Raw genomic sequence first — 24,742 nt, 5'->3', positions numbered from 1 at the left:
CGAACATCAAGAACTACGAATCAACTGCTCAAATCTCAAATAAACTCATTGTGATTTGAGCTCTCTTTTACCGGCCTTTTTAGGTGGGCTTCGGTTTATGATTTACGTACCGATGATGACAATACGGCTTCAATCTTTAAACGATTAAAGTCACCTGTGCGATTCACTGGCGGACTAGCGGTGTATTGGATGTGAATAACTTTCACTGTCACAGTGCTCGAAGCACATCCTTTTTTTAAGGTGGCTTGATACGGAATTATCATCGTACCTGTGCAACTGTGCAGATCCAATACATCAACGCTGTAGCCTGAATTTAGCATCAGGGAGCGACTCTTCTGATGTGTATCAGTTTACGTTTAAAACCAACTTTAAGTTGGCGACATATTTTTTAAGCCAAACTGATTTATGTACCTGAGGTACAATTAAACGCAACAGTTTGTGTTTTTGCCGATATAATAAGCCTTCGGCGTCGGCATAATTCTTTTGGGACCTTTTCGTGTCCGTGAGTATTAACGTGAATAATTATGTTCAGAATAATCTGAAAAAATTAGACCAAACTCACAAACGATGGTTTCCGTATGTCGACTATACCAAACCTTGCATCATCTGCCTATGGGCTAAGCTTATGTTTCTTGTGAAAAGTATAGCTCAAATGATCAGTTTTTAATCAATTTTAGTATTTTTTTAGGTCACAGTAACTGTATGAATTCTACGCAAGAATGGCAAAATGTCACTTGGTTTGAAGTGGATGAACATCAATCAGGTCAACGTATTGATAATTTTCTATTTACTCGTTTAAAAGGCGTTCCTAAAAGTCGTATTTATCGTTTAATACGTGAAGGACAAGTGCGCGTAAATAAAAAGCGTGTTAAAGCTGAAACGAAGCTTGCCATTGGTGATCAAATTCGTGTTGCACCAATACGTTACGAGCAAAAAGATGAAACTGTAGTACCTGTTTCAGACAAAGTTGCACAAAGTTTATTAAGCCGTGTTGTTTATGAAGATGAAGGCTTAATGGTGGTGAATAAACCATCGGGTATTGCTGTGCATGGGGGGAGCGGTGTTGCTTACGGTTTAATTGAAGGTTTACGCGCAGCAAGTGGTAAAAAATATTTAGAATTAATTCATCGTATTGACCGAGATACTTCTGGCTTGGTGATGATTTCTAAAAAGCGTAGTACTTTGAAATTGCTTCAAGATATGTTGCGTGAGCATAAAATTAAAAAGACTTATGCTGCCGTTGTAAAAGGGAAAGTTGCTTTAGATAAACAACTTATTGATGCACCTTTACATCGTTATGAACTTGCAAATGGCGAGCGTCGCGTTTGTGTGTCTAAAGAAGGTAAAGAGTCTAAAACGCAGTGGAATGTTGCAGAGCGTTTTATGCATGCAACCTTGGTTTATGCTTCTCCACTTTCAGGTCGTACGCATCAAATTCGTGTGCATGGTTTAAGTATTGGTCATCCTTTGGTGGGTGATGAAAAGTATGGTCATGAAACTACGTATAAAGGTCCTAAACCACGTCGTTTATGTTTACATGCAATGCGTTTAGAGATTCCAGGTTATGAAACGATAGAAGCGCCATTGCCTGAAGATATGCAAAATATTGTGGCGCAATTGCGTGCCCAAAAAGCAGATAAGCCAGTTGTTTCTTTGGATGATGAGTAATCTTTTTTAATAACTCTCTCTTAAGCCTTTTCCTTTAAAGGAAGGGATTGGGAGAAGTAAGAAGTCAAACATCGAGTCAAATTTAGGAAATTTTATGACATCATCAGTAGAACTCATCATTTTTGATTGGGATGGAACTTTATTTGATTCGGTTGGGCAAATTGTTAAAAGTTTAAAATTTGCAGCAGAACAGTTTAATCAACCTTTAACGGATGAAGATGCGAAAAGCATTATTGGTTTAGGTTTGCCTGAAGTAGCGCAAGTTTTATTTCCAAAAGTGCCAGAGCTGCATGAGCAACTTTTAAAATGTTATGGCGATCATTATGTTGAACATTCTAAAGGGGATGTTTGGTTTGATGGCGTGGCAAAGATGTTGAAAGAACTTCAGGACTTAGGTGTTCAATTGGCTGTTGCAACAGGTAAGAGTCGTAAAGGTTTAGACCGAGTGCTAGCACAAACTCAAAGTGCGCGTTTATTTCGTGCAACACGTGCGGCAAGTGAAACAAAATCTAAGCCTGATCCGTTAATGCTTGCAGAAATTTTGGCAGAAACAGAAGTGAATGCTGAAAATGCAATTATGGTTGGTGATACTTCTTACGATTTAGAAATGGCAAAAAATATTGCTATGCCTCGTGTTGGTGTGACTTATGGCGTACATACTTCTGAAGTCTTAAATTTATATTCGCCATTATGTGTTGTGCAAAATGTTGAAGAGCTTCATGCTTTTTTAGTGGCACAAGTAAAAGCTTAAATACGCTAAATTTTTGAATATAAATGCCCAGCTTTAAGTTGGGCATTGTTTTATCTGTCTAGTAATTTAGTCGTAGATATTTTTTAACTTAAAAACAGCGAGTTACTTAGACACACTAAAAACAAATAAGAAGACTTGGATTTAATAAATAACTAATTGTTTTTGAATATATAAACCTGAGTTTAATAATAGGTTTTGAGTATTGCTAAAAATAAAATAAGTATTGGTAATCTAGCTGCAAAATCCCGATTCTAGTCAAATTCATAGATATATGCGCTTGTTGAGTACGATTAAACTTAGACATTTTTACAGTAATTCTTTGTGTTAATACTGTTCATTACTTGGTTTTATCTTTTGTGCTTAATAGCGTCATTCATCCTAAAAATTTTGCAGTTTAAGGAAACATTGATGTCGAATTCTGCTGTTGTTGAATCGGTTGCGCAAGCATTACGTGATGCTGAATTGTCAAAAACTGCGATTGCTCCAATTCGCCCACAATTGGGTGGTGAAAGTGCTGATGTAGATATTGCATACGCAGTTCAAGAAGTGAATACCAATCGTGCGCTTAAAGAAGGTCGTCGTTTAACAGGTCGTAAGATTGGTTTAACGTCTAAAGTTGTTCAAACGCAATTAGGTGTAGACCAGCCTGACTTTGGTATGTTGTTTGCTGATATGGCGTACGGCGATGGTGAAGCAATTCCTGCGGGATTATTGATTCAACCAAAAGTAGAAGCAGAAATCGCATTAGTGATCAATAAAGATTTGACGCAAGAAAAACATACTTACGCTGACATTATTAGCGCAACTGAGTATGCACTTCCTGCGGTTGAAGTTGTAGATAGCCGTATCGAGAATTGGAAAATCAGCTTGATCGATACTGTTGCAGATAATGCATCTTCAGCAGCGTATGTGCTTGGTTCACGTCCTGTGAAGCTAGAAAACCTTGATCTTGCTAACTGCAAAATGACCATGAAACGTGGTGATGAAGTAGTTTCACAAGGCATTGGTAAAGCGTGTTTATCGAATCCTTTAAATGCAGCAGTTTGGTTGGCAGACGAAATGGTTCGTCGTGGTCGTCCATTACTTGCAGGCGATATTATTTTAACAGGTGCTTTAGGTCCAATGGTTGTAGCTCATCCTGGCGATGAATTCGTGGTTGAGATTGAAGGCTTTGGTTCAGTTACTGCTGCATTTGCCGCTGAATAACATTGTTGGATAAATCGGAATTTAAGAGAGTACATTCATGAAAAAGATTAAATGTGCAATGATTGGTCCAGGTAATATTGGTACCGATTTGCTTTACAAGTTACAACGTAGCGAATGGTTAGAGCCAGTTTGGATGGTAGGTATTGATCCTACTTCTGAAGGTCTTGCTCGCGCGGCAAAAATGGGTTTAAAAACCACTGCTGAAGGCGTTGATGGTTTACTTCCTCACGTTCTTGCAGACGACATTAAAATTGCATTTGATGCAACTTCTGCATATGTTCACGCAGAAAACAGCCGTAAATTAAATGAACTTGGTGTGTTAATGATTGACTTAACACCTGCTGCAATTGGTCCATTCTGTGTACCACCAGTAAACTTAGAAGCTTTACTTGCGGCTGGTGAAGTGCCAAACGTAAACATGGTAACGTGCGGTGGTCAAGCGACAATTCCTATGGTTGCAGCTGTTTCTCGCGTTCAACCTGTTGAATATGGTGAAATCATTGCAACTGTATCTACAAAATCTGTAGGTCCAGGTACACGTAAAAACATTGATGAATTCACACGCACAACTGCGGGTGCAATTGAGAAAGTGGGTGGCGCGAAACAAGGTAAAGCAATCATCATCATCAACCCTGCTGAGCCACCATTAATGATGCGTGACACAGTTCATTGTTTAGTTGAAGGTGAGCCAGATCAAGCTGCGATCACTGAATCTGTACATGCGATGATTAAAGAAGTTCAAAAATACGTGCCTGGTTACAAGCTTGTAAACGGTCCTGTATTTGATGGCAATCGCGTATCTATTTATTTAGAAGTAGAAGGTCTTGGCGATTTCCTACCGAAATACGCAGGTAACCTTGACATTATGACTGCTGCTGCAGCACGTACTGCAGAAATGTTTGCAGAACACGTATTCAACAAAGAAGCTTAAGGAGCAACCACATGTCTAAGATTATTGTTCATGATATGACTTTACGTGATGGTATGCATCCACAGCGCCATCAAACAACTGTTGAGCAAATGATTGCAATTTCAACAGCACTTGATGATGCGGGCGTACCTTTAATTGAAGTGACACACGGTGACGGCCTTGGCGGTTCATCTGTAAACTACGGTTTTGCTGCTGCAACTGACGAAGAATATTTAACTGCTGTTGTGCCACGTATGAAGAATGCAAAAGTTTCTGCATTACTTCTTCCTGGTATCGGTACGGTTGACCATTTGAAAATGGCGCATGAAATTGGTGTTTCTACTATTCGTGTTGCGACTCACTGTACTGAAGCAGACTGTTCTGAACAGCATATTACTGCTGCACGTAAGTTAGAAATGGATACAGTGGGCTTCTTAATGTTGGCTCACATGGCAACGCCTGAAAAATTGCTTGAAGAAGCGAAGAAGATGGTGTCTTACGGTGCAAACTGTATTTATGTAACAGACTCAGCGGGTTACATGCTTCCTCAAGACGTACTTGATCGCGTAGGTCACTTACGTCAGCATTTAGATTCAAGCATTGAGCTAGGTTTCCACGGTCACCACAACTTAGGCATGGGTGTTTCTAACACTGTTGCTGCGGTTCAAGCTGGTGCAGTACGTGTCGATTTAGCATCTGCTGGTCTTGGTGCTGGTGCAGGTAACACGCCACTTGAATTGTTCATTGCTGTTGCAAACCGTATGGGTATGGACACTGGCGTTGACTTGTTCAAAGTACAAGACGTTGCTGAAGACTTAGTCATTCCAATGATGCACAACCCGATCCGTGCCGATCGTGATGCTGCAACTTTAGGTTATGCAGGTGTTTATTCTTCATTCTTGCTATTTGCTAAACGCGCAGAAGCGAAATATGGCGTATCTGCACGTGAAATCTTAATGGAACTTGGTCGCCGTGGTACTGTTGGTGGACAAGAAGACATGATTGAAGATTTGGCTTTAACAATGTCTAAAGCACGTGAGTTACAAGCTTAATTGTTAAAATTAAGTTTTAAAAAAGCGCCCTAAAGGGCGCTTTTTTTATATTTTAAATGCTCTGTCTACTTTTTTTGTTTAATTTTTGGTTTTGAATTACAAGAAGAATAAGTTGATTAAGATAATGAATATAAACCTGATAGCTATCTGATTATTTAAACGGGATTACATGATGCTTAAAATCAATGTTCTGTAAAACATTTTATTCAAAATAAAGAATAATTTTACTACTACGTAAAGATTATTTATGAGGATAAGTTAGGTTTATAGGTATTTGTTGAAGTGTTGTTATCTATAAAACAATAGGAAATACTTATAAGTCATAATTATATAATTTACGTCTTATTTTGTAATTAAAACTTAATATGAATAAGTGAAAAGTGTTTTTTTGGGATTTTTTAAAACAAGCTAGAAAATTAACTGAATAGCACTGTATTTGATGAAAAACGATAAATAAATTAAAAAAATGAGTTAGATTTAAAAAGAATTAAAAAACGTGGAATTACGCGAATATTTTTAATATTAGTTCCCTGAAATCAAAATCTTACTACTGTCGTCTGATTTAATGTTCAACCATAGTTCCGCATGATGACGTCATAACGAAGTTTAATGATTCTAGGAATTAGTCATGCGTCACCAATCACTATGGATAGCAATCTGTGCGGCAACTGCTGCATTGGGTACAACTGCAACGAATGCAGATTTTATTGATGACAGTAATGTTCAATTGAAATTCAAAAATTTCTATTTAGAACGTAATTATGATGATCGTTCAGATTTGAATTATGGTAACTGGACACAAGCAATCACTTTAGATGCTAAATCTGGTTATCACGATGTTGGTGCTGGTATTCAAGTTGGAGCTGATCTTTTGGCTCAATATGCGATTGGTTTGAAATCGCCAGATACTACCAATGATATTCATATGCCTTATAGTACGTCTGAAGGTAAAACTCAGCGTGATAATGCAAAAATTGGTGCAACTTTAAAAGTTAAAGTAGCACAAACTGAATTAAAAGTAGGTGATTTATTACCTATGTCACCTGTAATTTTCTTCGATCCATCGCGTCAACTATTAACAACATATAGTGGTGCATGGTTAGAATCTAAAGACATTAAAGATACTAAATTAACGTTAGCTTACATTGATGGTATCAACGCACGTTATGACAACCAATATCAAAATTTAACTTTATTCCCGCAGAATGATTTTGCTAAAGCAGAAGCTGCGAATAAATCTACTGATGATGGTATGTACATTTTTGGTGTTGATCATCAGTTTACCCCTAAAATTGGTGGTAGCTACTGGTTTGCAGATGTAACGAATATCTATAAACAGCATTATGCTGCTGCAACGTATAAAACTAAATTAGCTGAAAAAACTAATTTCGATGCTCATGTTCGTTACTTTGATAATAGCGAAACTGGCGATAAGTTATATGGTGATATTGATAGTCAAGCGATTTCGCTTGGTGCAAAAGTAAATCATGGTATGCACACTGTTCAACTAGGCTACCAAGAAATGTTTGGAGATCATGGTTCACAAGCACCTATGTTCCCAACTTTGGGCGGTTGGGTTCCACAGCCATATTTAGACAACTGGTCTGTTGCAAGTTTTATTCGTAAAGACGAAAAATCTTGGAGCCTTGGCTATACTTACAACTTTAAAGATGTGGGCTTGTCAGGTTTAACTGCTACCGTACGCCATTTCCAAGGTTGGAATGTTGATAATGGTGCAGGAAAAGGTCGCGGAAAAGAAAATGAAAATAACGTGATTGTAAATTATGTAGTCCCTGAAGGTAAGTTAAAAGGTTTAGGCTTTAACTATATGTTTATTGATACAAATTATACAAATATTGCTGGTGGTAATAATTTGCAAGAACATCGTATCGCAACAACGTATACATATAAGTTCTAATTTACACAGTTTAAATCCAGAGGGTGGATTTTAGAGCGATTCGAATTTGAATCGCTCTTTTTTTCTTTGAATATTACTTTAAATGAGTTTAATTAAATTAAATTGTTTAAAAATAGTTACTTATATAATCGTTTTTTTATTGAGAGTGATTCAAAATTTGTATGAGTTTGCGTCAATCAAAACGGTAAGATAAAGCTCTGAAAAAGTAATTTTAACGAATGAACTTTAACCTTTAGTACTAATCAGGCTGTGGGTTAAAGCCAAGATAAGGAACCGGTATGAGTACTGTTCAAATCCCTGAATACACTACAGATGCATTCTTTGGTTTAGAAGACAAATGGATTGAAACCGCTGAAGGTGAGCTAACGCATTATCATGAAATTGGTGAAGGTACTCCAATTTTGTTTTTACATGGTTCAGGTACTGGTGTATCGGCTGCGGCAAACTGGTGGTTAAACTTACCGCAAATTGGTGAGCAAGCACGTTGTATCGCTATTGATACAATTGGTTATGGTCAAACTGTTGTTGCACCAAATACTGCTTATGGTATTCGTGCTTGGGTTGATCATGCAGTGCGTACTTTAGATGCTTTAGGTATCGAAAAAACTTGGTTAGTAGGTAACTCATTAGGTGGCTGGTTAGCTTTCCAAATGGCAATTGATTATCCAGAACGTATTTTAGGTATCGTATCTATGGGTACGGGTGGTGCGGTTCAAACTGCAGCACTTAAAGCACATGCAAACCCTGTACTTACAGAAGAAGGCATTAAGAAAACGCTTTCTATGTTTGTTGTGAACAAAGATTTGATTACTGACGAACTTGTAAAAGTACGTTTTGCATCTGCACAAAATGACGTAGCATCTGATCGTTTGATGGATGTTGTTGGTGCACGTGATCGTGATCGTTTTGAATTCCCATTAGACTTTGAAAAAATGAAAGACATTACTGTTCCAGTATTGTTAATTCATGGTACGCAAGATGTTGTAATTCCTGTTTCACGTACTTGGGATATTTTGAATGTTGTACCAAATGCTGATGCTCATATTTTCAGCCAATGTGGTCACTGGTCTCAAGTTGAAAAAGCAGATGAGTTCAATACTGTAATTAAAAACTACTTAGCTGTTCATGGCGTAAAGTAAGTTTAAGAAAGAACTAAAAAAGGATGGCACATTGCCATCCTTTTTTATGAGAAAAATTGAGTCAAGATTTTTTGGAGAATCGTTTTTATTCGTTGCGATTGTTATAAATATAAATTTTTGTTCAATTTGGGGTGTTACCGTAGGTTTGCACTGTGTTTAGCGTATTAGACTTAAGTTGTAATTGATAGGAAATGGTGCAGTTCTTAATTCTTATTCAATAAAGATGTCATCTTTTTCATATTTAATTTTATAAATTTTACTTAAAAAAGCCTTATACAAAAGTCTAAGGATATGAGGAAGCTTTACACAAAAGGCAAATAAAAAGGCTTCACTATTTTCTGGTGAAATAATGAAGCCTTGTAAAGTAGATTAGGTTTTCTATTTTGATAATTATTTTCGATCAAAATCTAGATAAAAAACACGAGTCAAAAGCTCCATAAAGCGTTTTACCGCATTCGATGTGTTGTCTTTGCGGTGGCTGACATACAAATCGATTTGTGGAAGCTCAACATTCAGTGGACGCACTACAGAGTGATCCATGCTTAGTGGGGTAATGTATGCGGGTAAAATTGTACAGCCTAAGCCCATACCAATTGAGTTGATGTTAAATAAGATGTTATCTGCTGTTTGAACAATATTAAATTCAATGCCATGTTCTTTAGCAAAATTTAGAATGGTGTGATGTAGCGTATATGATTGTTCGCTTGATGGAATAATAAAATCTATACCATTTAAGGCTTTCACGGGAATTCGGTCGTATTTAGCTAAAGGATGATCTTTAGGTAGAATAAACATGAGTGGCTCACGTAAAACAAAAGTACTTTCGATTTCCTCGCTCGTAAAGTTGTGACGTGTAAAGGCGATATCTATGTCACCTTTCTTTAAAGCCTTCATTTGTTCATTGTTGTTAAGGCTAAGTAATTCAATTTTTAAATCTGAATTCTGTAAGCGTAAGTTAGGTAAGACGTAAGGGAAAATCTTCATTTCAGCAACAGGAACAAAGCCAATCCGAAGCATTTGTTGTTTTGCTTGAGAAACTTGGCGTGCCATTGCAACGGCTTTATCTGCTTGTGCAAGGGTAAGGCGAGCTTGCTCTAAAAACACAGCACCTTCATCAGTAAGTTCGACTTTACGTTTGGTACGGTTTAAAAGTCGTACCCCAACATCTTCTTCTAAATCTTTAATTTGTTGGCTTAATGATGGTTGAGCAGTGTATAGCTTTAAAGCGGCTTTGCTGAAGTTAAGTTCTTCTGCAACGGTAATGAAGTATCGAAGATGACGCAATTCCATATAACCACCCCTTAAGATTAATCTAAAAAAAGTCTTACAACTGACTTTTAAGTATAATCTAGAAATGATCTGAGGGTGAAGCTTATATAGGTATTTAGATAAAAAATGGAAAAATAGTGAATTATTTATTAAATGTAATAGATATTAATAAAATCCTAATTATTAAGCTTTAAAATATATTAATTGAAACAAAAAAAATATTTCACGAAAGCACTCTGAAAATCCATCATCGTTGAAAAGTTTGAGTCTATGACTTTGTGCCATTGAACTGGTCACAGGAGATTTTCATGAGTGAAAAAATTGATGTGCGCGAAATCGATGCTTTAGTCGATGCACAAAATGGACGTATCACGCCATCTATTTATACAGATCCAGACATTTACGAGCTAGAGCTTGAACGTGTATTTGGTCGTACTTGGTTATTCCTTTGCCATGAGAGCCAAATTCCTAAGGCTGGTGATTTCTTCAATACCTATATGGGTGAAGATCCAATCATCGTGGCACGTCAAAAAGATGGCTCAATCAAAGCATTTTTAAACCAATGCCGTCACCGTTCTATGCGTGTAAGTTTCGCAGACTGTGGTAACACACGTGCGTTCACTTGCCCATACCATGGTTGGTCATATGGTGTTGATGGTTCATTAAAAGATATCCCGCTTGAAGACCGTGCTTACCCTCAAGGTGCATGCAAAGAGAAATGGGGCTTAGTTGAAGTTAACCGTGTTAAATCTTACAAAGGTTTAATTTTCGGATGCTGGGATGAAACTACTCCAGATCTAGAAGAATACATGGGTGATATCGCTTGGTACTTAGATGGCGTTGTAGATCGACGTCCAGGTGGTACTGAGATCATCGGTGGTGTTCACAAGTGGGAAATCGAATGTAACTGGAAATTTGCAGCTGAACAGTTCGCATCTGACCAATATCATGCTTTGTTCTCGCATGCGTCTGCAATTCAAGTATTAGGTGCTAAACCTGATGATGAATCTTCTAAGAAATTAGGTGCTGCGCAAACTGCTCGTCCTGTATGGGAAACTGCGAAAGACGCAATCCAATACGGTTCACGCGGTCACGGTTCAGGCTTCTTCTTCACTGAAAAACCAGATGCTAACGTTTGGGTTGATGGTGAAGTTGCAAACTACTTCCGTGAAACATACGAAGAAGTTAAAGAGCGTTTAGGTGAAACTCGTGCATTGCGTTTAGCAGGTCACAACACCATGTTCCCAACACTTTCTTGGTTAAACGGTACTGCAACACTTCGCGTATGGCACCCACGTGGTCCAAACAAAACTGAAGTGTGGGCATTCTGTATTGCTGATGCTGAGGCATCTCAAGAAGTGAAAGAAGCATTTGAACGTTCTGCAACTCGTGCATTCGGTCCTGCTGGTTTCTTAGAGCAAGATGACTCTGAAAACTGGATCGAAATCCAAAAAGTTTTACGTGGTTATAAAGCACGTAAGAACAAACTCATTATGGAAATGGGTATGGGTAACGAAAAAATTCGTGAAGATGGTATTCCTGGTATTACCAACTACATTTTCTCTGAAACTGCAGCACGTGGTATGTACCGCCGTTGGGCAGACTTATTAATTCATGAAAAATGGGAAGACGTTGAAGCTGCGGCTGACGAATATGAGAAGGAGCTTATGAAATGAGTCAAATCAGTTTAGAACTTCATCACCAAATTAGTCAGTTCCTTTATCAAGAAGCCAAGCTTCTTGATGATTGGAAATTCCGCGACTGGTTAGATACTTTAGCTGAAGATATTTCTTACACGCTACGTACTACACCAAATGCACAAACCCGTGACCGTCGTCGTTCGGTTGAACCACCTACAACTTGGGTGTTCAACGATTCGAAAGATCTTTTAGAGCGTCGTGTTGCACGTCTTGAAACAGGTATGGCTTGGGCTGAAGAGCCTCCATCACGTACAACTCACATGGTGAGCAACGTGATCGTAGAAGCAACTGAAGTAGAAGGCGAATACGATGTGTACGTAACTTATCTCCTATACCGTACACAAAAAGAGAAAGACGTCGTGATTTACTGTGGTAAACGTCATGACAAGATTCGCAAGGTTGAAGGTGGCTTAGGCTTCCAAATCTTTAACCGTAAGATCATGCTTGACCAAGTTACTTACAGCTCACATAACCTGAGTGTGTTCTTCTAATGAATAAGATTTTTGTATGCCAAGTTGATGAATTAGACGAAGGCGAAGCATTAAAAGTGGATTGTGGCGTAAACGGTATCGAAGCGCTTGCAGTATTTAATAACGGTGGTGAGTTCTTTGCAATGAACGACCGTTGTTCACACGGTAATGCATCTATGTCTGAAGGCTATTTAGAAGACGATGGTACTGTGGAATGTCCACTTCACGCTGCACGTTTTTGTTTAAAAACAGGTGAAGCACTTTGTTTACCTGCAACTGATCCAATCAAAACATTCCCAGTAATTGTTGAAGATGGTCAATTGTTTGTAGAGATGGCAGGAGAGTAATCATGGGTTGGCTACAAGGCGAAGTTGCACTAATCACAGGTGGTGGTTCAGGCTTAGGCTGGGCACTTGTTGAACGTTTTTTAGAAGAAGGTGCACAAGTTGCTGTTCTTCAGCGTTCACAAGATAAAGTTGATGCATTGAAAGCACATTTTGGTGACCGCGTGCTTGCAATCGCTGGTGATGTAACCAACTATGAGGACAACGTCCGCGCTGTAAATGCGACTGTAGAACACTTCGGTAAGCTCGATTGTTTCGTTGGTAACGCAGGTATCTGGGATCATTACGCAGATATCGTGAATACCTCAGGCGAAATGCTCGATAAAGCATTTAATGAAATTATGGGCATTAACACTAAGTCTCTTATTCTTGGTGCTAAGGCTGCATTAGATGCATTGATCGCTTCTGAAGGTTCTATCATATTTACTTTGTCTAATTCAGCGCTTTATACAGCAGGCGGAGGCCCTGTATATACAGCATCTAAGCATGCTGCGTTGGGTGTGATGAAAGAATTAGCGTATGAGCTTGCGCCTAAAGTACGAGTGAACGCTGTTGCTCCTTCAGGTATGAATGTGAATATCAAGGGTGCTGCATCATTAGGTCAAGAGAACCTTGGTTTACTTGATGCACGTGATCCTGAAAAAATTGGTCGCGGTATGCCACTTGGCTTTTTACCTGAACCTGAAGATATGACAGGTTCTTACGTGCTTTTGGCTTCTCGTCAAAACAACCGTGCTTTGACTGGCGTTGTTATTAACGCGGAATGCGGTCTAGGTATTCGTGGTTTACGTCAACCACGTGCTGGTTTCTTTGACGAGTAATCTTGCTCAAAGCAAACAGGATTTATTCGGCAGCCTTTTGGCTGCCTTCCGTTTAGGAGTCTCTCATGGCCGTTAAACTTATTTGTGCATCACATAGCCCTCTTATGGAATTTGCTGCTCCTCAAGAAAAGCATAAAGAGGTAGCTGTACGTGAAGCATTTACAAAGCTTGCAAAAGAAGTAGAAGCATACGATCCAACACTGATCATTACTTTTGGTCCAGACCATTTTAATGGTTTCTTCTATGATCTAATGCCAAGTTTTTGCGTGGGTATTCGCGCTAAAGCTGCAGGCGATTGGGACTATGGTAAAGATAACGATCACATCAATGTACCAGAAGACACAGCATTAAATTTAGTGCGTCGTGTACTTGATGAGGGTGTGGATGTTGCTTATTCATATCGTATGCAGGCCGACCATGGTGTAACTCAGCCATTACATTTCTTATGTAATGGTCGATTAGATCGTTACCCAACGATTCCTGTTTTCATTAATGGCGCTGCTGCACCAATGCCTACAACAAAGCGTACAGTTGCTTTAGGTCGTGCTGTAGGTCAGTTTATTAAATCATTAAATCTTGAAAACGAACGTGTACTTGTATTGGGTACTGGTGGTCTTTCTCATGATCCACCTACACCGCAAATGGGTTCAGTTCCTCCTGAAGTGGAAGAATTCCTAATTGCTGGTCGTAATCCAACAGAAGAAGCACGTAATGCGCGTCAAGGTAAAATTATTGCTGTAGGGCAAAAGCTTGCAGCAGGTGATACTTCAGTTGCAGTGCCGCTTAATCCTGAATGGGATCGTAATCTTCTTGAAACTTTCAAGAATGCAGATTTCGCAACAATGGAAGCAATGACAGAAGCTGAAATTCGTCGTGATGGTGGTCGTGGTGGTCAAGAAGTTCGTTCTTGGATGGCTGCATTTGCTGCATTACACGAAGTGGGTGAGTACGAAATGACGACTCATTGTTACGAAGATATTAGTGAGTGGATTGCGGGCTTCGGTATCGTATCTGCAGAATTGAAATAATTTAAGGTTGAAAGCATGAGCAACATCGAAACTGTTGTAATTGTAGGTGCTGGTCAAGCAGGTGCAAGTGCAATTTTAGAACTTCGAGCTAACAAATACGAAGGCAAAATCATTTTGGTTGGTGATGAAACTCACCTTCCTTATGAGCGTCCGCCTTTGTCTAAAGATGTAATTTTAAATCCTACTGAGACAAAAATTGAAATTTTGTCTGAACAGAAATTAGCAGATTTAGGCGTAGAAGTTATTCGTGGTAACGGTGTTGTGAAAATCAACAGCGAAACAAAAACAATTGATCTTCAAAATGGCGATAGCGTTGCATTCGATAAATTGTTGCTTGCAACAGGCGGTGCAGCACGTCGTTTACCAAACTTCGATGCTTTGGGTAAACACGTTTATACGCTTCGTAATTTAGAAGATTCTCAAGCTTTAGTACCTGTGCTTCAAGCTGGTCGTCGCATTGTATTAATTGGTGGTGGCGTAATTGGTTTAGAGCTTGCTTCATCTGCGCGTTACAAAGAATGTAATGTGACAGTAATTGAACAAGGTCCTATGGTAATGGGTCGTTCATCTCCACGTGTGTTAAGTGAATTCTTATTGGCTCAACAGCGTTTAGCAGGTGTTGATGTTCGTTTAGAAACGAAAATCGCAGATTGCAAATTGGATGGTGAAGAAGTTGTTATTACGCTTGAAGGTGGTGAAGAGCTTCGTGCTGATGCTGTAGTTTACGGTATTGGTATTGTGCCAAATGCACAGTTAGCAATTGAAGCTGGTCTAGATGTTGATTTTGCAATTAAAGTAAATGAAAACTGCCAAACTTCAAATGCTGACATTTATGCTGCTGGCGATGTAGCCACTCAACTTCGTGCAGATGGTGAATTCCGTCGTGTTGAAACTTGGGAAAATGCAAATCTTCAAGCAGGTGTTTTTGCACGCCATGTAATGAATGTTGAGCATCCTGTAGAGAATCCTGCATGGTTCTGGACAGATCAACTTAACATCAACTATCAATTTGTTGGTGATATGGCAGCTGCTGAATGGCTTGTTCGCGGTGAAATTAATCCAGAATTACGTCAAGAATCATCATTTGTTTTATTTGGTGTGACTGATGGTGTAATTGTAGGTGGTATCACTGTAAATGCTGCAAAAGAAATGCGTCACTTGAAAAAGTTGATTAGCAAGCAAGCTGCATTTGAAGCGGATAAATATTTAGATATTAGCCAAGATCTTCGTAAACTAGTGAAGTAATATTTGTTTATACGAAAGCAGACCTTGGGTAACTTCGGTCTGCTTTTTTATGCCTGTTTGATCATGGATTTGAACAATAAATTGGTTCAATTCTTTCATGAAAATTTAATTGAGCTATTTATGAATTCAAACTCATCATCCTTAGTTGTTACAGCAAGTATTTATGCTTTGCTTGTTCTAATTTGGGCAACCACACCGCTTGCAATTGTCTGGAGTATTGCCGAATACCATCCAATGTGGGTACTTGTTATTCGCTATTTTGGTGCTTGTATTATTGCATTGGCTATTCTTGCAGTAATACGAAATCCTTTACCTTTCGATAAAATTTCTTTAAAAAGTTATGTAGCAGGAAGTTTAAATTTAATTGGTGCTCAGCTTTTTATTTACTTAGCTGCAAATTATTTAACATCTGGATTAATGGCATTACTTTTTGGTTTTTCGCCCTTAATTGCAGGCTTAATTGGTCATGTCATTTTAAAAACGCATAAGCTTGTTGCTTTGCAATGGTTTGGAATGGTCGTTGCTGTTTCAGGTTTAGTTTTTGTCTTTGCAGATTCAGCAGACTCAAAAGTGAACCCAATTGGCGTTGTGCTTATGCTCATTAGTATGGTGTCTTATATCAGCTCAATTTTTTGGGTGAAGCAAATTAATGCACCACTTAAACCAATGTCACAAGCAACAGGATCTTTATTAGTTTCAGCTGTGGGTTCATTGTTTTTAATTCCATTTATTTGGCAGAGTTTCCCAACGGCATTGCCAAGTTCACAAGCAATGTTTGGTTTTTTATTCACAATGATTTTGTCATCTATTGTGGCAATGCTCTGTTATTTTTGGCTAATCAAACGCTTAGCAGCATCAACTGTATCTTTAAGTAACGTAATGACACCTATTATTGCCTTAGTTTTAGGGGCAACTTTAAATCATGAGCACATTAGTACTTATACATTTGTAGGGGTTGCCATTGTGATGTTTGGTATTGTTTTATACTTCTGGAAAGAGTGGAAAGTACAGTATTTTTCGGGCTAATTTTTATGTCTAAAGCACGACTATTTAATATGCTTTTGTTTATCTAAATCACTAAAAAAGAAACAAAAACCTACAGGAACTTGTCTGTAGGTTATAGGTATGATGTTGTCTATAAAAGAAACACCTCTAACAAAGAAATAACATGACTTGTAAAAAATAAGTGGAGGCGCTTAAACCTTGTATAAATCTTCTCATGACTCAAGCGTAACAGAACATCATCATACTCAGTTGGCGACTCAAAGTTGTCTTTCTCACTTGTGGGTGCAACCTAAATTTGAATACTTACAGTCAGAACATTTCAATGGTAAGCAGTTTTTTAATACGGTTAGTTTAGTAGAAAAAACATCAAAATCGGATTTGTACAAATGGCTTCTTACACGTAAATCTTATACGTGGGATGTTGATATTCAAAAAGAATACGAAGATAGAAATGGTTCTGTGCAAGTTGCTCCAGAACAAAGACCTCATGCCAGTTTAGATGATTGGAATGTTTGGTTTATAGGACATGCAACAGCACTTATAAAAATTGGTCCTTATAACTTTTTAACAGATCCTGTTTGGGCAGATTATGCAAGTCCGAAGCAGGGAATGGGACCTCGGCGTGTTTGTCCTGCGGGCATTCGCTTAGAAGATTTGCCGCATATTGATGGTGTTTTATTAAGCCATAATCATTATGACCATATGGATATTGCAACTTTACAATGGTTGCACAATAAATTTGGCATGATGATTTATACAGGGCTTGGAAACTCTTTTTACTTGCCTGATGAGTTCCATGTAACTGAGTTAGATTGGTGGGAATCTATAGAATTTCATGGTTTAAAAATTACGTATACACCAGCTCAACATGGTTCAGGGCGTGGTTTTAGAGATCAAGATTGTGCATTGTGGGGTGGCTTTTCTATTTCTAATGGTAAAGATCATTGTTATTTTGCTGGTGATACAGGTTATGCCTCACATTTTAAAGACATTAAGCAAAAATTAGGTGCGCCAAGAATTGCACTTTTACCTATTGGGGCTTATGAGCCACGTCATATTTTACGTTATATGCACATGAACCCTGAAGATGCTTTTCAAGCGCATAAGGACTTACATGCGAAATGCTCTCTTGCAATTCATTACCGTACGTTCCAACTAACGGATGAAAGCCGAGATCAGCCAGAAGAAGACTTACACAAAGCTATGCGAAACTCATCTAAATTGGTGAATCCTTTTTATTGTATTCGTGAAGGCAAGAAAATTATTGTCTAACAAAATAGTAACTATAAAAAAACCACCTTTCGAGGTGGTTTTTTATTTTTAATTTCTAATATTTAGAAATTAAAGGAAACCAGGGTTGTTACGACCAGGATCAGAATCACGAGCTGCTTGAGCATCTGCAACAGTCATACCTAGTGCTTTTGCAACACCTTCGCCGTATGCAGGGTCACATGCATAACAGTTGCGAATATGACGGTATTTGATGAAGTCTAAAGCATCACCCATACCATCTGCTGTGTTACTAAACAAAGTTTGCTTTTGTTCATCTGTCATTAAGTTGAACAATGCACGTGGCTGGCTGAAATAATCGTTATCATCTTGACGATAATCCCAATGATCTGCATCACCTGAAATTTTAAGCGGTGGCTCTTTATATTCAGGTTGTTGTTGCCACTGACCAAAGCTGTTTGGTTCGTAGTGTGGTAAACCGCCATAATTAGCATCTACACGACCTTGACCATCACGATGGTTTGAGTGAACAGGGCAACGTGCTGCGTTTACAGGAATTTGTTGATAGTTCACACCTAAACGGTAGCGCTGTGCATCGGCATAGTTAAATAAACGAGCTTGCAACATACGGTCAGGTGAAACACCAATACCTGGAACAAGGTTGCTCGGCGCAAATGCAGATTGTTCAACATCTAAATAGAAGTTTTCAGAGTTTTTGTTTAATTCAAACTCACCAACTTCAATAAGAGGATAGTCAGCATGTGGCCAAACCTTAGTTAAGTCAAATGGGTGATATGGAACTTTCTCTGCATCAAGCTCAGGCATAATTTGAACGTACATTGTCCATTTCGGGAAGTCGCCTTTTTCGATTGCATCGAATAAATCTTTTTGATGACTTTCACGATCTTTACCAATGATCGCTTCAGCTTCAGCATTTGTTAGGTTTTTAATACCTTGCTGAGTTCTGAAGTGGAATTTAACCCAGAAACGTTCATTATTTGCATTAATGAAGCTGTATGTGTGGCTACCAAAACCGTGCATATGACGGTAGCTTGCAGGAATACCACGATCCGACATAACAATTGTTACTTGGTGGAACGCTTCAGGAAGAAGTGTCCAGAAATCCCAGTTGTATGTAGCACTACGTAAGTTTGTTTTTGGATCGCGTTTAACTGCTTTGTTTAAATCTGGGAATTTACGTGGATCACGTAGGAAGAACACAGGTGTGTTATTACCCACCATGTCCCAGTTGCCTTCTTCTGTATAGAATTTTAAAGCAAAACCACGGATATCGCGTTCAGCATCAGCTGCACCACGTTCACCCGCAACGGTTGTAAAACGTGCGAACATTTCAGTTTTTTTACCAACTTCACTGAAAATTTTTGCACGCGTATATTTTGTAATATCTTTAGTTACGGTAAAAGTACCGAAAGCACCTGAACCTTTTGCGTGCATACGACGCTCAGGCACAACTTCGCGTACAAAGTTAGCGAGTTTTTCATTTAACCATAAGTCTTGTGCTAAAAGCGGTCCGCGAGCACCTGCCGTTAAACTGTCTTGGTTATCTACTACTGGCGCACCAAAAGCTGTTGTAAGGTGGGATACAGGACATTTTTTTGGATCTTGGCTCATTGTGCTTCTCCGTTAATTCTTAAATAGTCTGTGGAAACAGTTAAGACTTTTAATATAAATATCATGCTCTAAATAGATGAAGTTTATATGTTTTGTAAAGCCAATTATGGCACGAGAATATTTTATTTAGATTAAAATTTTAAATAAAATGATTCTCAATTATATTTGTTCAATCTTTATCATACACGATCTAAAGTACTCATAAATATTGAATTTACTATAATTTAAAGTGAAACTACCTTTTTTACAAATTGGATAAATTTGTATGATTAAGTGGAAAGTTCGATAAAAATAAATAACTGTAATTAAATATAATTTTCTAATATTTTTTGTAGTTAAGGTGATTTACATGTGTATAAACACTATAGTAATTTAAAAATAGTAATTAACACGATAATTAACTTAAACATCAATAAATATTTTAATTCTCTAAGTGTTGAGTTGGACTTGAATTTTTAAAATTAGAGCGCATTATATGCACAGCATCCTCAAGATGTTTCAACTAAAAAAGGTGTTCAAATGGCAAAGAAAAAGCAAATGCCAGAAGTTGTAGTTCATAACTTTGTGGCAAAACACATGAACGATTTTAATAAGAGCCAAACTTTTTTAGATCGGAAAAAAGATGCCAAACGTGGTTATTCAAAACACAAAAAAGGGAGATACTCAAATGATTATCTCCCTTTTTGTTTCTTTAACTTCTCAATATTTTAAAAAGTTAAGCGCTCACAATTCGTGTAGATGGTTTTACCATATCTTCTAAACCATGCGTTTTAAAATAATATTCCATCATACTTTTTACAATTAACGGATTATCCATTTTCAAAGCACGCGCTAATAATTCTTGCGCATCTGTCATTGGAATATGGCAAATTGCTTTACGTACACGCAAAATATTACTCGAACTCATAGAAAGCGTATTAAAGCCCATTGCCATAAGTAAGGTTGCAGATAAAGGATCCCCCGCCATTTCGCCACATAAGCTAATTGGTTTTTCGTAGGTATGACATTCTTTAACTAAGCGAGTTAATGCACGCAAAACGGCAGGGTGGTAGTTCGAATATACATTGGCTACACGTGGGTTATTTCGGTCAACTGCAAGTAAATATTGTGTTAAGTCATTTGAGCCTACAGAGAAGAAATCTACAAGTTCTGCAAATTCTTCAATTTGTAAAAGTACGCTTGGCACTTCAACCATAATGCCAATTTTTGGCTTATTAATTTTTACTTGCTCTTCTTCTTGAACTGCAAGCCAGTCTCGGTCTAATAAATATAAAGCTTCTTCTACTTCACTTACGCTTGTAATCATTGGAAGTAAAATATGTAAGTTATTTAGCCCAATACTTGCTTTAAGCATGGCACGAATTTGTGAAGAGAAAATTTCAGGATGATCGAGCGTGAAGCGAATTCCGCGCCATCCTAAAGCTGAGTTTTCTTCTTCAATAGAAAAGTAAGGTAAGTCTTTATCTGCACCAATATCTAGGGTACGCATAACAACAGGTTTGTTGGCAAAGTGACTTAATTGTTGACGATAGATTGCACGTTGTTCTTCTTCACCTGGGAAGCGGTCACGGAGCATGAATGGAATTTCAGAGCGATATAAACCAACGCCTTTCGCACCACGCTGTACGCCACGTACAACATCAATCATTAAGCCTGTATTTACAAATAATTTAACCGCAACACCATCGGGAGTAATTGTATCTTTCGTTTCGTATTGTTTTAAATCTTTTGCTATTAATTCTTCTTCTTTTTGAATTTCTTTATAGCGAGTTCTTAAACGTCTTGGCGGATTGGTAAATACACGTCCTTGATGTGCATCAACAATCATTTCAACATCATCGAGTGCATTAATTGGTAATTCAGTAACACCAACAACAGTTGGAATACCAAGCGCACGCGCCACAATAACCATATGTGAATTCATTGCGCCTTCGGTGGTCACAATGGCAGCAATTTTATCTACAGGAAGTTCAACCAATGCAGCGGTAGAAATTTCTTCGCCAATAAGAATACTTTCATCGGTAAGTTCACGATGGCTTGAATCTGCTTCTTGTAAATAGGCAAGAATACGTCGACCTAAATCTTTAAGATCTGAAACACGTTCACGTAAGTAGTCATCTTCCATTTGTGCAAAAAGCGCAATATGGTTGTCAATAACAATACGTACAGCGCCTTGTGCCCAATTACCATCTCGAATGATTTCTTTAATTTCAGCAGGTAATGCATTTTCATCGAGCATGCGCAAGAACACACTAAATAAAGCGCGTTCTTCTGCCATTAAAGCCTCTTGCATTTTGTCATCAAGCGATTGAATTTCGTTACGAACAGACTGTAAAGCCTGATCAAGTAATTCGAGTTCCTCACTAATATCTTCAGCTTCGCGGTCAGGAACTGCTGCTAAATCTGCTGGAGGATATAAAACAACAGCGCGACCAAGTGCAATACCGCCAGAACCTGAAACGCCTTGGAATGTTTTATAGGCAGGTAAATTGCTTGGCTTACGGAAAACGTCAATCGTGCTTACCGCATGTGTATGTGCAATAACGCCTGAAAGCTGTGCGCACAAGGTTACAAGAAATGATTCGGCAGCTTCGCTAAAATCGTGAGATTCTTTATTTTGAACGACTAAAACACCCATAACTTTACGACGGTACATGACCGGTACGCCAAGGAATGAGTTGTAAATTTCTTCGCCTGTTTCAGGAACGAAAAGGAAGCGCTCATGTTTAGGTGCATTGTCTAAATTGACAATTTCCTCACGCTGTCCAACCAAACCAACAAGACCTTCACCTGTATGCAACGACACATGACCAACAGATTCAGGGTTTAAACCCTTTGAAGCCATAAGCAAGTAACGTTGATTACGTTCGTCGAGCAAATAAATAGAGCAGACATCAACACGCATGGCTTCTGCCACTTGATTGACCATAATGTCTAAAGATTCATGCAAGCTGGTTGACGCATTGATCTCTTGGACAATACGTCTTAGGGTATCCAGTTGCATATTCGACATTGAGCCTGCTCCGTTTAGAATTCTAGTTTCAGTCTATTTATAACAATACTCAGCTAAAAAATCTGCATAAATATGCGACTTTTTTAAGGTTTTTTATGCGGAAGTTGCTCGCATAATTCCACCATTGCCTTGCGATAAACATCGCGTTTAAAATTAACAACCTGACCCAACGGATACCAATAACTTACCCATTGCCACTGATCAAATTCGGGTGGATCCGATAAATTTAACTGAATATACTTTGCCGATGCGGTGAGTTTCAGTAAAAACCACTTTTGTTTTTGACCAATACATACAGGGTCAGAGTCTGTACGAATAAATCGATTTGGCAAACGATAACGCAACCAATCTGAAGTTTGCGCTAAAATTTCGACGTGTTCGGGCAGTAAGCCAACTTCTTCTCTCAGCTCACGATAAAGTGCCTGTTCCGGAGATTCTCCAAGTTGGATTCCTCCTTGTGGAAATTGCCAAGCATTGTGTCCAATGCGTTTTGCCCATAAAACTTGTCCAAACTCATTTGCCAAAATGATCCCGACATTGGGTCGGAAACCTTCTGAGTCGATCATTTGGCTACCTAAATAATGTTTAATTTATGCCTTTGCCTTTGGGGATTTTTATTTCTTTCATCCAACTCAAAAAAAGCAAAGTTTAAAAATGTTAAAATTGCTATGATCTTAACGAATTTCTATCGACTAGCGGAGATAGATTTACAATTTTTTTCTTAAATTTCAGTTTTTACGAGTATTTTCATGAAATTGGCGCTATTTGATCTAGATCACACCTTACTTAATACAGATTCAGACCATTCTTGGGGTGAATTTCTTGTCAATGAGGGCTTAGTAGACCCTATTCGTCATCGTGAAATGAATAATAAGTTCTATGAAGATTATAAAGCAGGACAGTTAGACCCAATTGCATATAATGAATTTGTATTTGAGTTTTTAACTCAGCACGACAATGAATACTTAACTGAATTGCATCAATTGTTTATGCAAAAAGTGATTCGACCACAAATGCGTCCTGAAGGCTTTAAGGCAATTCAACGCCATAAAGATGCAGGACATGAACTTGTTGGTATTACTGCAACTTCAGATTTCATTACTGCACCTATTTTCAGAGAATTTGGTATTACCGAAATTATTGCGACCAATGCTGAAGTGGTTGATGGAAAATACACAGGAAAAGTCATTAATATTCCGTGTTACCAAAAAGGAAAATTAGCTCGTTTAGACCAATGGCTAGAGGGGCGTGAAGTTACAGAATCTTGGGCATATTCAGACTCTATTAATGATCGTTTTTTACTTGAATATGCAGACCATTCAATTGCTGTAAATCCTGATGACCGCTTAGAAGTTTTAGCGACTGAGCAAGGTTGGGATATTCAGGACTGGTCAATTTAAAATAAGTTTCAAATATATGAGCAGCACAAATGTGCTGCTTTTTTATACTTAAAAAATTGGTACAAAAAGATGATTTAATTTTGAAATGAAAATGTTATGTTTAGTTTAAGAATTCAAATAATTGCAGGATAAGACCATGACAGTACAACCAAGAATGACAAATTTGTTTGAACAATTAGGCTTAGACTCAAGTGAAGATGCAATTGCATTATTTATTGTGACGCATCAATTGAATGCTCAAACAAAAATTACAGAAGCCGATTATTGGACTGAAAGTCAGCGTCAATTTTTAGCTGAAAAAATTAAATCGGATGGTTCATGGGCGCTCGTTGTTGATCAATTAAATGAATCTCTACATGAAGATTCACTCATTAAATCAAAGTAAAACGTACAAAACTTTTATATTTGACTCAAATAAAAAGGAAAAAACATGTCATTTGATGAGAAGAATATCCCATCACCTTTTGAATCATCTCTTAATCATTTTTTAAGTGATGATGATAAGAAAGCAAAATTTATTGGTGAAAAATACGAGAAATATTATAAAGAAAAATTTGAACGAATTACGCCTAAAAAACAGATGGCAGGGTTTCATATTGCCGCATTTATTTTAGGCCCCATTTGGTTGTTCTATCGAAAAATGTATGCGTATGGAGCGATATACATCGCCTTTGTTTTTGCATCGGGTATGGTGACGAGCATTTTTGAATTGCCAGAATCTATCGATCGCGCTATTTCCATTGCTTTGTCGGTGACTATGGGTTTAGGTGCCAATACGCTTTATAAATATTTTGTGGAAAAGCGCATTAAAACAATTACAGAAAATCATCCGTCTAACTTTAATGAAGTGTTGGTGGAAAAGGGCGGAACAAGCCCAATTGCGGCATGGAGCTTACTCATTCTTTTTGTTATTTTGATTTATTTAAGTATCTAACTATTGA

23 protein-coding genes are annotated in these 24,742 nt (G+C 38.0%); 19 read left to right on the top strand and 4 right to left on the bottom strand.

Annotation, left to right across the window (positions count from 1 at the left end; genetic code table 11):
- The first annotated feature begins 702 nt into the window (after positions 1–702).
- The 7 genes from MZO21_RS10865 to MZO21_RS10835 all read left to right on the top strand — a co-directional run bounded on the left by MZO21_RS10865 (position 703) and on the right by MZO21_RS10835 (position 8,644).
- Positions 703–1,668 (top strand): RluA family pseudouridine synthase, encoded by a 966-nt coding sequence (locus MZO21_RS10865; RefSeq protein WP_154771795.1) that lies wholly within the window; start codon positions 703–705, stop codon positions 1,666–1,668.
- Between the two features lie 94 nt (positions 1,669–1,762).
- The gene (locus tag MZO21_RS10860; protein ID WP_248101938.1) at positions 1,763–2,419 is read left to right on the top strand and encodes an HAD-IA family hydrolase; all 657 of its coding nucleotides are present in this window, start codon (positions 1,763–1,765) and stop codon (positions 2,417–2,419) included.
- Positions 2,420–2,827: 408 nt separating this feature from the next.
- Positions 2,828–3,625, top strand: coding sequence for a 2-keto-4-pentenoate hydratase (locus MZO21_RS10855; protein WP_154771793.1), 798 nt, complete (start codon positions 2,828–2,830; stop codon positions 3,623–3,625).
- Between the two features lie 37 nt (positions 3,626–3,662).
- Positions 3,663–4,556, top strand: a complete 894-nt coding sequence (locus MZO21_RS10850) for an acetaldehyde dehydrogenase (acetylating) (protein WP_154771792.1) — start codon at positions 3,663–3,665, stop codon at positions 4,554–4,556.
- An 11-nt stretch (positions 4,557–4,567) separates the two neighbouring features.
- Positions 4,568–5,587, top strand: coding sequence for a 4-hydroxy-2-oxovalerate aldolase (gene dmpG / locus MZO21_RS10845; RefSeq protein WP_248101941.1), 1,020 nt, complete (start codon positions 4,568–4,570; stop codon positions 5,585–5,587).
- Positions 5,588–6,215: 628 nt separating this feature from the next.
- Positions 6,216–7,505, top strand: a complete 1,290-nt coding sequence (locus MZO21_RS10840; protein WP_248101944.1) for an OprD family outer membrane porin — start codon at positions 6,216–6,218, stop codon at positions 7,503–7,505.
- Positions 7,506–7,783: 278 nt separating this feature from the next.
- Positions 7,784–8,644: an alpha/beta fold hydrolase gene (locus tag MZO21_RS10835; protein ID WP_154771789.1), complete on the top strand. Its 861-nt coding sequence runs from the start codon at positions 7,784–7,786 to the stop codon at positions 8,642–8,644.
- Positions 8,645–9,034: 390 nt separating this feature from the next.
- Here the strand turns inward: MZO21_RS10835 and hcaR are convergent, their stop codons facing one another.
- Positions 9,035–9,934 (bottom strand): DNA-binding transcriptional regulator HcaR, encoded by a 900-nt coding sequence (hcaR, locus tag MZO21_RS10830; RefSeq protein WP_154771788.1) that lies wholly within the window; start codon positions 9,932–9,934, stop codon positions 9,035–9,037.
- A 287-nt stretch (positions 9,935–10,221) separates the two neighbouring features.
- Here hcaR and hcaE point away from each other — a divergent pair, with 287 nt between their 5' ends.
- The 8 genes from hcaE (at position 10,222) to MZO21_RS10790 (ending at position 17,798) form a co-directional block, all read left to right on the top strand.
- Positions 10,222–11,589 (top strand): 3-phenylpropionate/cinnamic acid dioxygenase subunit alpha, encoded by a 1,368-nt coding sequence (gene hcaE / locus MZO21_RS10825; RefSeq protein ID WP_154771787.1) that lies wholly within the window; start codon positions 10,222–10,224, stop codon positions 11,587–11,589.
- Entirely contained in the window at positions 11,586–12,104 is a 519-nt protein-coding gene (gene hcaF / locus MZO21_RS10820) for a 3-phenylpropionate/cinnamic acid dioxygenase subunit beta (RefSeq protein WP_154771786.1), read from the top strand. The genes hcaE and hcaF overlap by 4 nt, the downstream gene beginning before the upstream one ends.
- Positions 12,104–12,430, top strand: coding sequence for a 3-phenylpropionate/cinnamic acid dioxygenase ferredoxin subunit (gene hcaC, locus MZO21_RS10815; RefSeq protein ID WP_154771785.1), 327 nt, complete (start codon positions 12,104–12,106; stop codon positions 12,428–12,430). Before hcaF ends, hcaC begins: the two co-directional genes overlap by 1 nt.
- Before the next feature lie 2 nt (positions 12,431–12,432).
- Entirely contained in the window at positions 12,433–13,248 is an 816-nt protein-coding gene (hcaB, locus tag MZO21_RS10810; RefSeq protein ID WP_248101947.1) for a 3-phenylpropionate-dihydrodiol/cinnamic acid-dihydrodiol dehydrogenase, read from the top strand.
- Positions 13,249–13,313: 65 nt separating this feature from the next.
- Positions 13,314–14,276 carry a 3-carboxyethylcatechol 2,3-dioxygenase gene (locus MZO21_RS10805; protein WP_154771783.1) on the top strand — a complete coding sequence of 321 codons (963 nt, stop codon included), beginning with the start codon at positions 13,314–13,316 and terminating at the stop codon, positions 14,274–14,276.
- 15 nt (positions 14,277–14,291) lie between these two features.
- Complete coding sequence (hcaD, locus tag MZO21_RS10800) at positions 14,292–15,521, top strand: 3-phenylpropionate/cinnamic acid dioxygenase ferredoxin--NAD(+) reductase subunit (RefSeq protein WP_248101950.1); 1,230 nt, start codon at positions 14,292–14,294, stop codon at positions 15,519–15,521.
- Positions 15,522–15,641: 120 nt separating this feature from the next.
- The gene (locus MZO21_RS10795; protein ID WP_248101953.1) at positions 15,642–16,547 is read left to right on the top strand and encodes a DMT family transporter; all 906 of its coding nucleotides are present in this window, start codon (positions 15,642–15,644) and stop codon (positions 16,545–16,547) included.
- Between the two features lie 177 nt (positions 16,548–16,724).
- Positions 16,725–17,798 (top strand): MBL fold metallo-hydrolase, encoded by a 1,074-nt coding sequence (locus MZO21_RS10790; protein WP_248101955.1) that lies wholly within the window; start codon positions 16,725–16,727, stop codon positions 17,796–17,798.
- A 69-nt stretch (positions 17,799–17,867) separates the two neighbouring features.
- On the opposite strand, the gene MZO21_RS10785 is transcribed toward MZO21_RS10790, so the two are convergent.
- Entirely contained in the window at positions 17,868–19,388 is a 1,521-nt protein-coding gene (locus MZO21_RS10785; RefSeq protein WP_248101958.1) for a catalase, read from the bottom strand.
- Positions 19,389–19,907: 519 nt separating this feature from the next.
- Here MZO21_RS10785 and MZO21_RS10780 point away from each other — a divergent pair.
- Entirely contained in the window at positions 19,908–20,099 is a 192-nt protein-coding gene (locus MZO21_RS10780) for a DUF7230 family protein (protein WP_248101960.1), read from the top strand.
- 4 nt (positions 20,100–20,103) lie between these two features.
- On the opposite strand, the gene ptsP is transcribed toward MZO21_RS10780, so the two are convergent.
- Together ptsP and MZO21_RS10770 are read right to left on the bottom strand one after the other, a co-directional pair.
- Positions 20,104–22,401 (bottom strand): phosphoenolpyruvate--protein phosphotransferase, encoded by a 2,298-nt coding sequence (gene ptsP / locus MZO21_RS10775; protein WP_154771777.1) that lies wholly within the window; start codon positions 22,399–22,401, stop codon positions 20,104–20,106.
- An 83-nt stretch (positions 22,402–22,484) separates the two neighbouring features.
- Positions 22,485–22,967, bottom strand: coding sequence for an RNA pyrophosphohydrolase (locus tag MZO21_RS10770; protein ID WP_154771776.1), 483 nt, complete (start codon positions 22,965–22,967; stop codon positions 22,485–22,487).
- A 183-nt stretch (positions 22,968–23,150) separates the two neighbouring features.
- Between MZO21_RS10770 and MZO21_RS10765 the strand changes: the two genes are divergently transcribed.
- From MZO21_RS10765 to MZO21_RS10755, 3 genes are all read left to right on the top strand, one after another.
- Complete coding sequence (locus tag MZO21_RS10765) at positions 23,151–23,801, top strand: HAD family hydrolase (protein ID WP_154771775.1); 651 nt, start codon at positions 23,151–23,153, stop codon at positions 23,799–23,801.
- A 136-nt stretch (positions 23,802–23,937) separates the two neighbouring features.
- The gene (locus MZO21_RS10760; RefSeq protein WP_216071071.1) at positions 23,938–24,186 is read left to right on the top strand and encodes a DUF2789 family protein; all 249 of its coding nucleotides are present in this window, start codon (positions 23,938–23,940) and stop codon (positions 24,184–24,186) included.
- 45 nt (positions 24,187–24,231) lie between these two features.
- The gene (locus tag MZO21_RS10755) at positions 24,232–24,735 is read left to right on the top strand and encodes a DUF2628 domain-containing protein (RefSeq protein ID WP_154771774.1); all 504 of its coding nucleotides are present in this window, start codon (positions 24,232–24,234) and stop codon (positions 24,733–24,735) included.
- The last annotated feature ends 7 nt before the right edge of the window (positions 24,736–24,742 follow it).

The sequence above is a fragment of the Acinetobacter portensis genome, assembly GCF_023158935.1.
Lineage (GTDB): Bacteria > Pseudomonadota > Gammaproteobacteria > Pseudomonadales > Moraxellaceae > Acinetobacter > Acinetobacter faecalis.
This window is presented reverse-complemented; position numbering and strand designations above follow the sequence as displayed.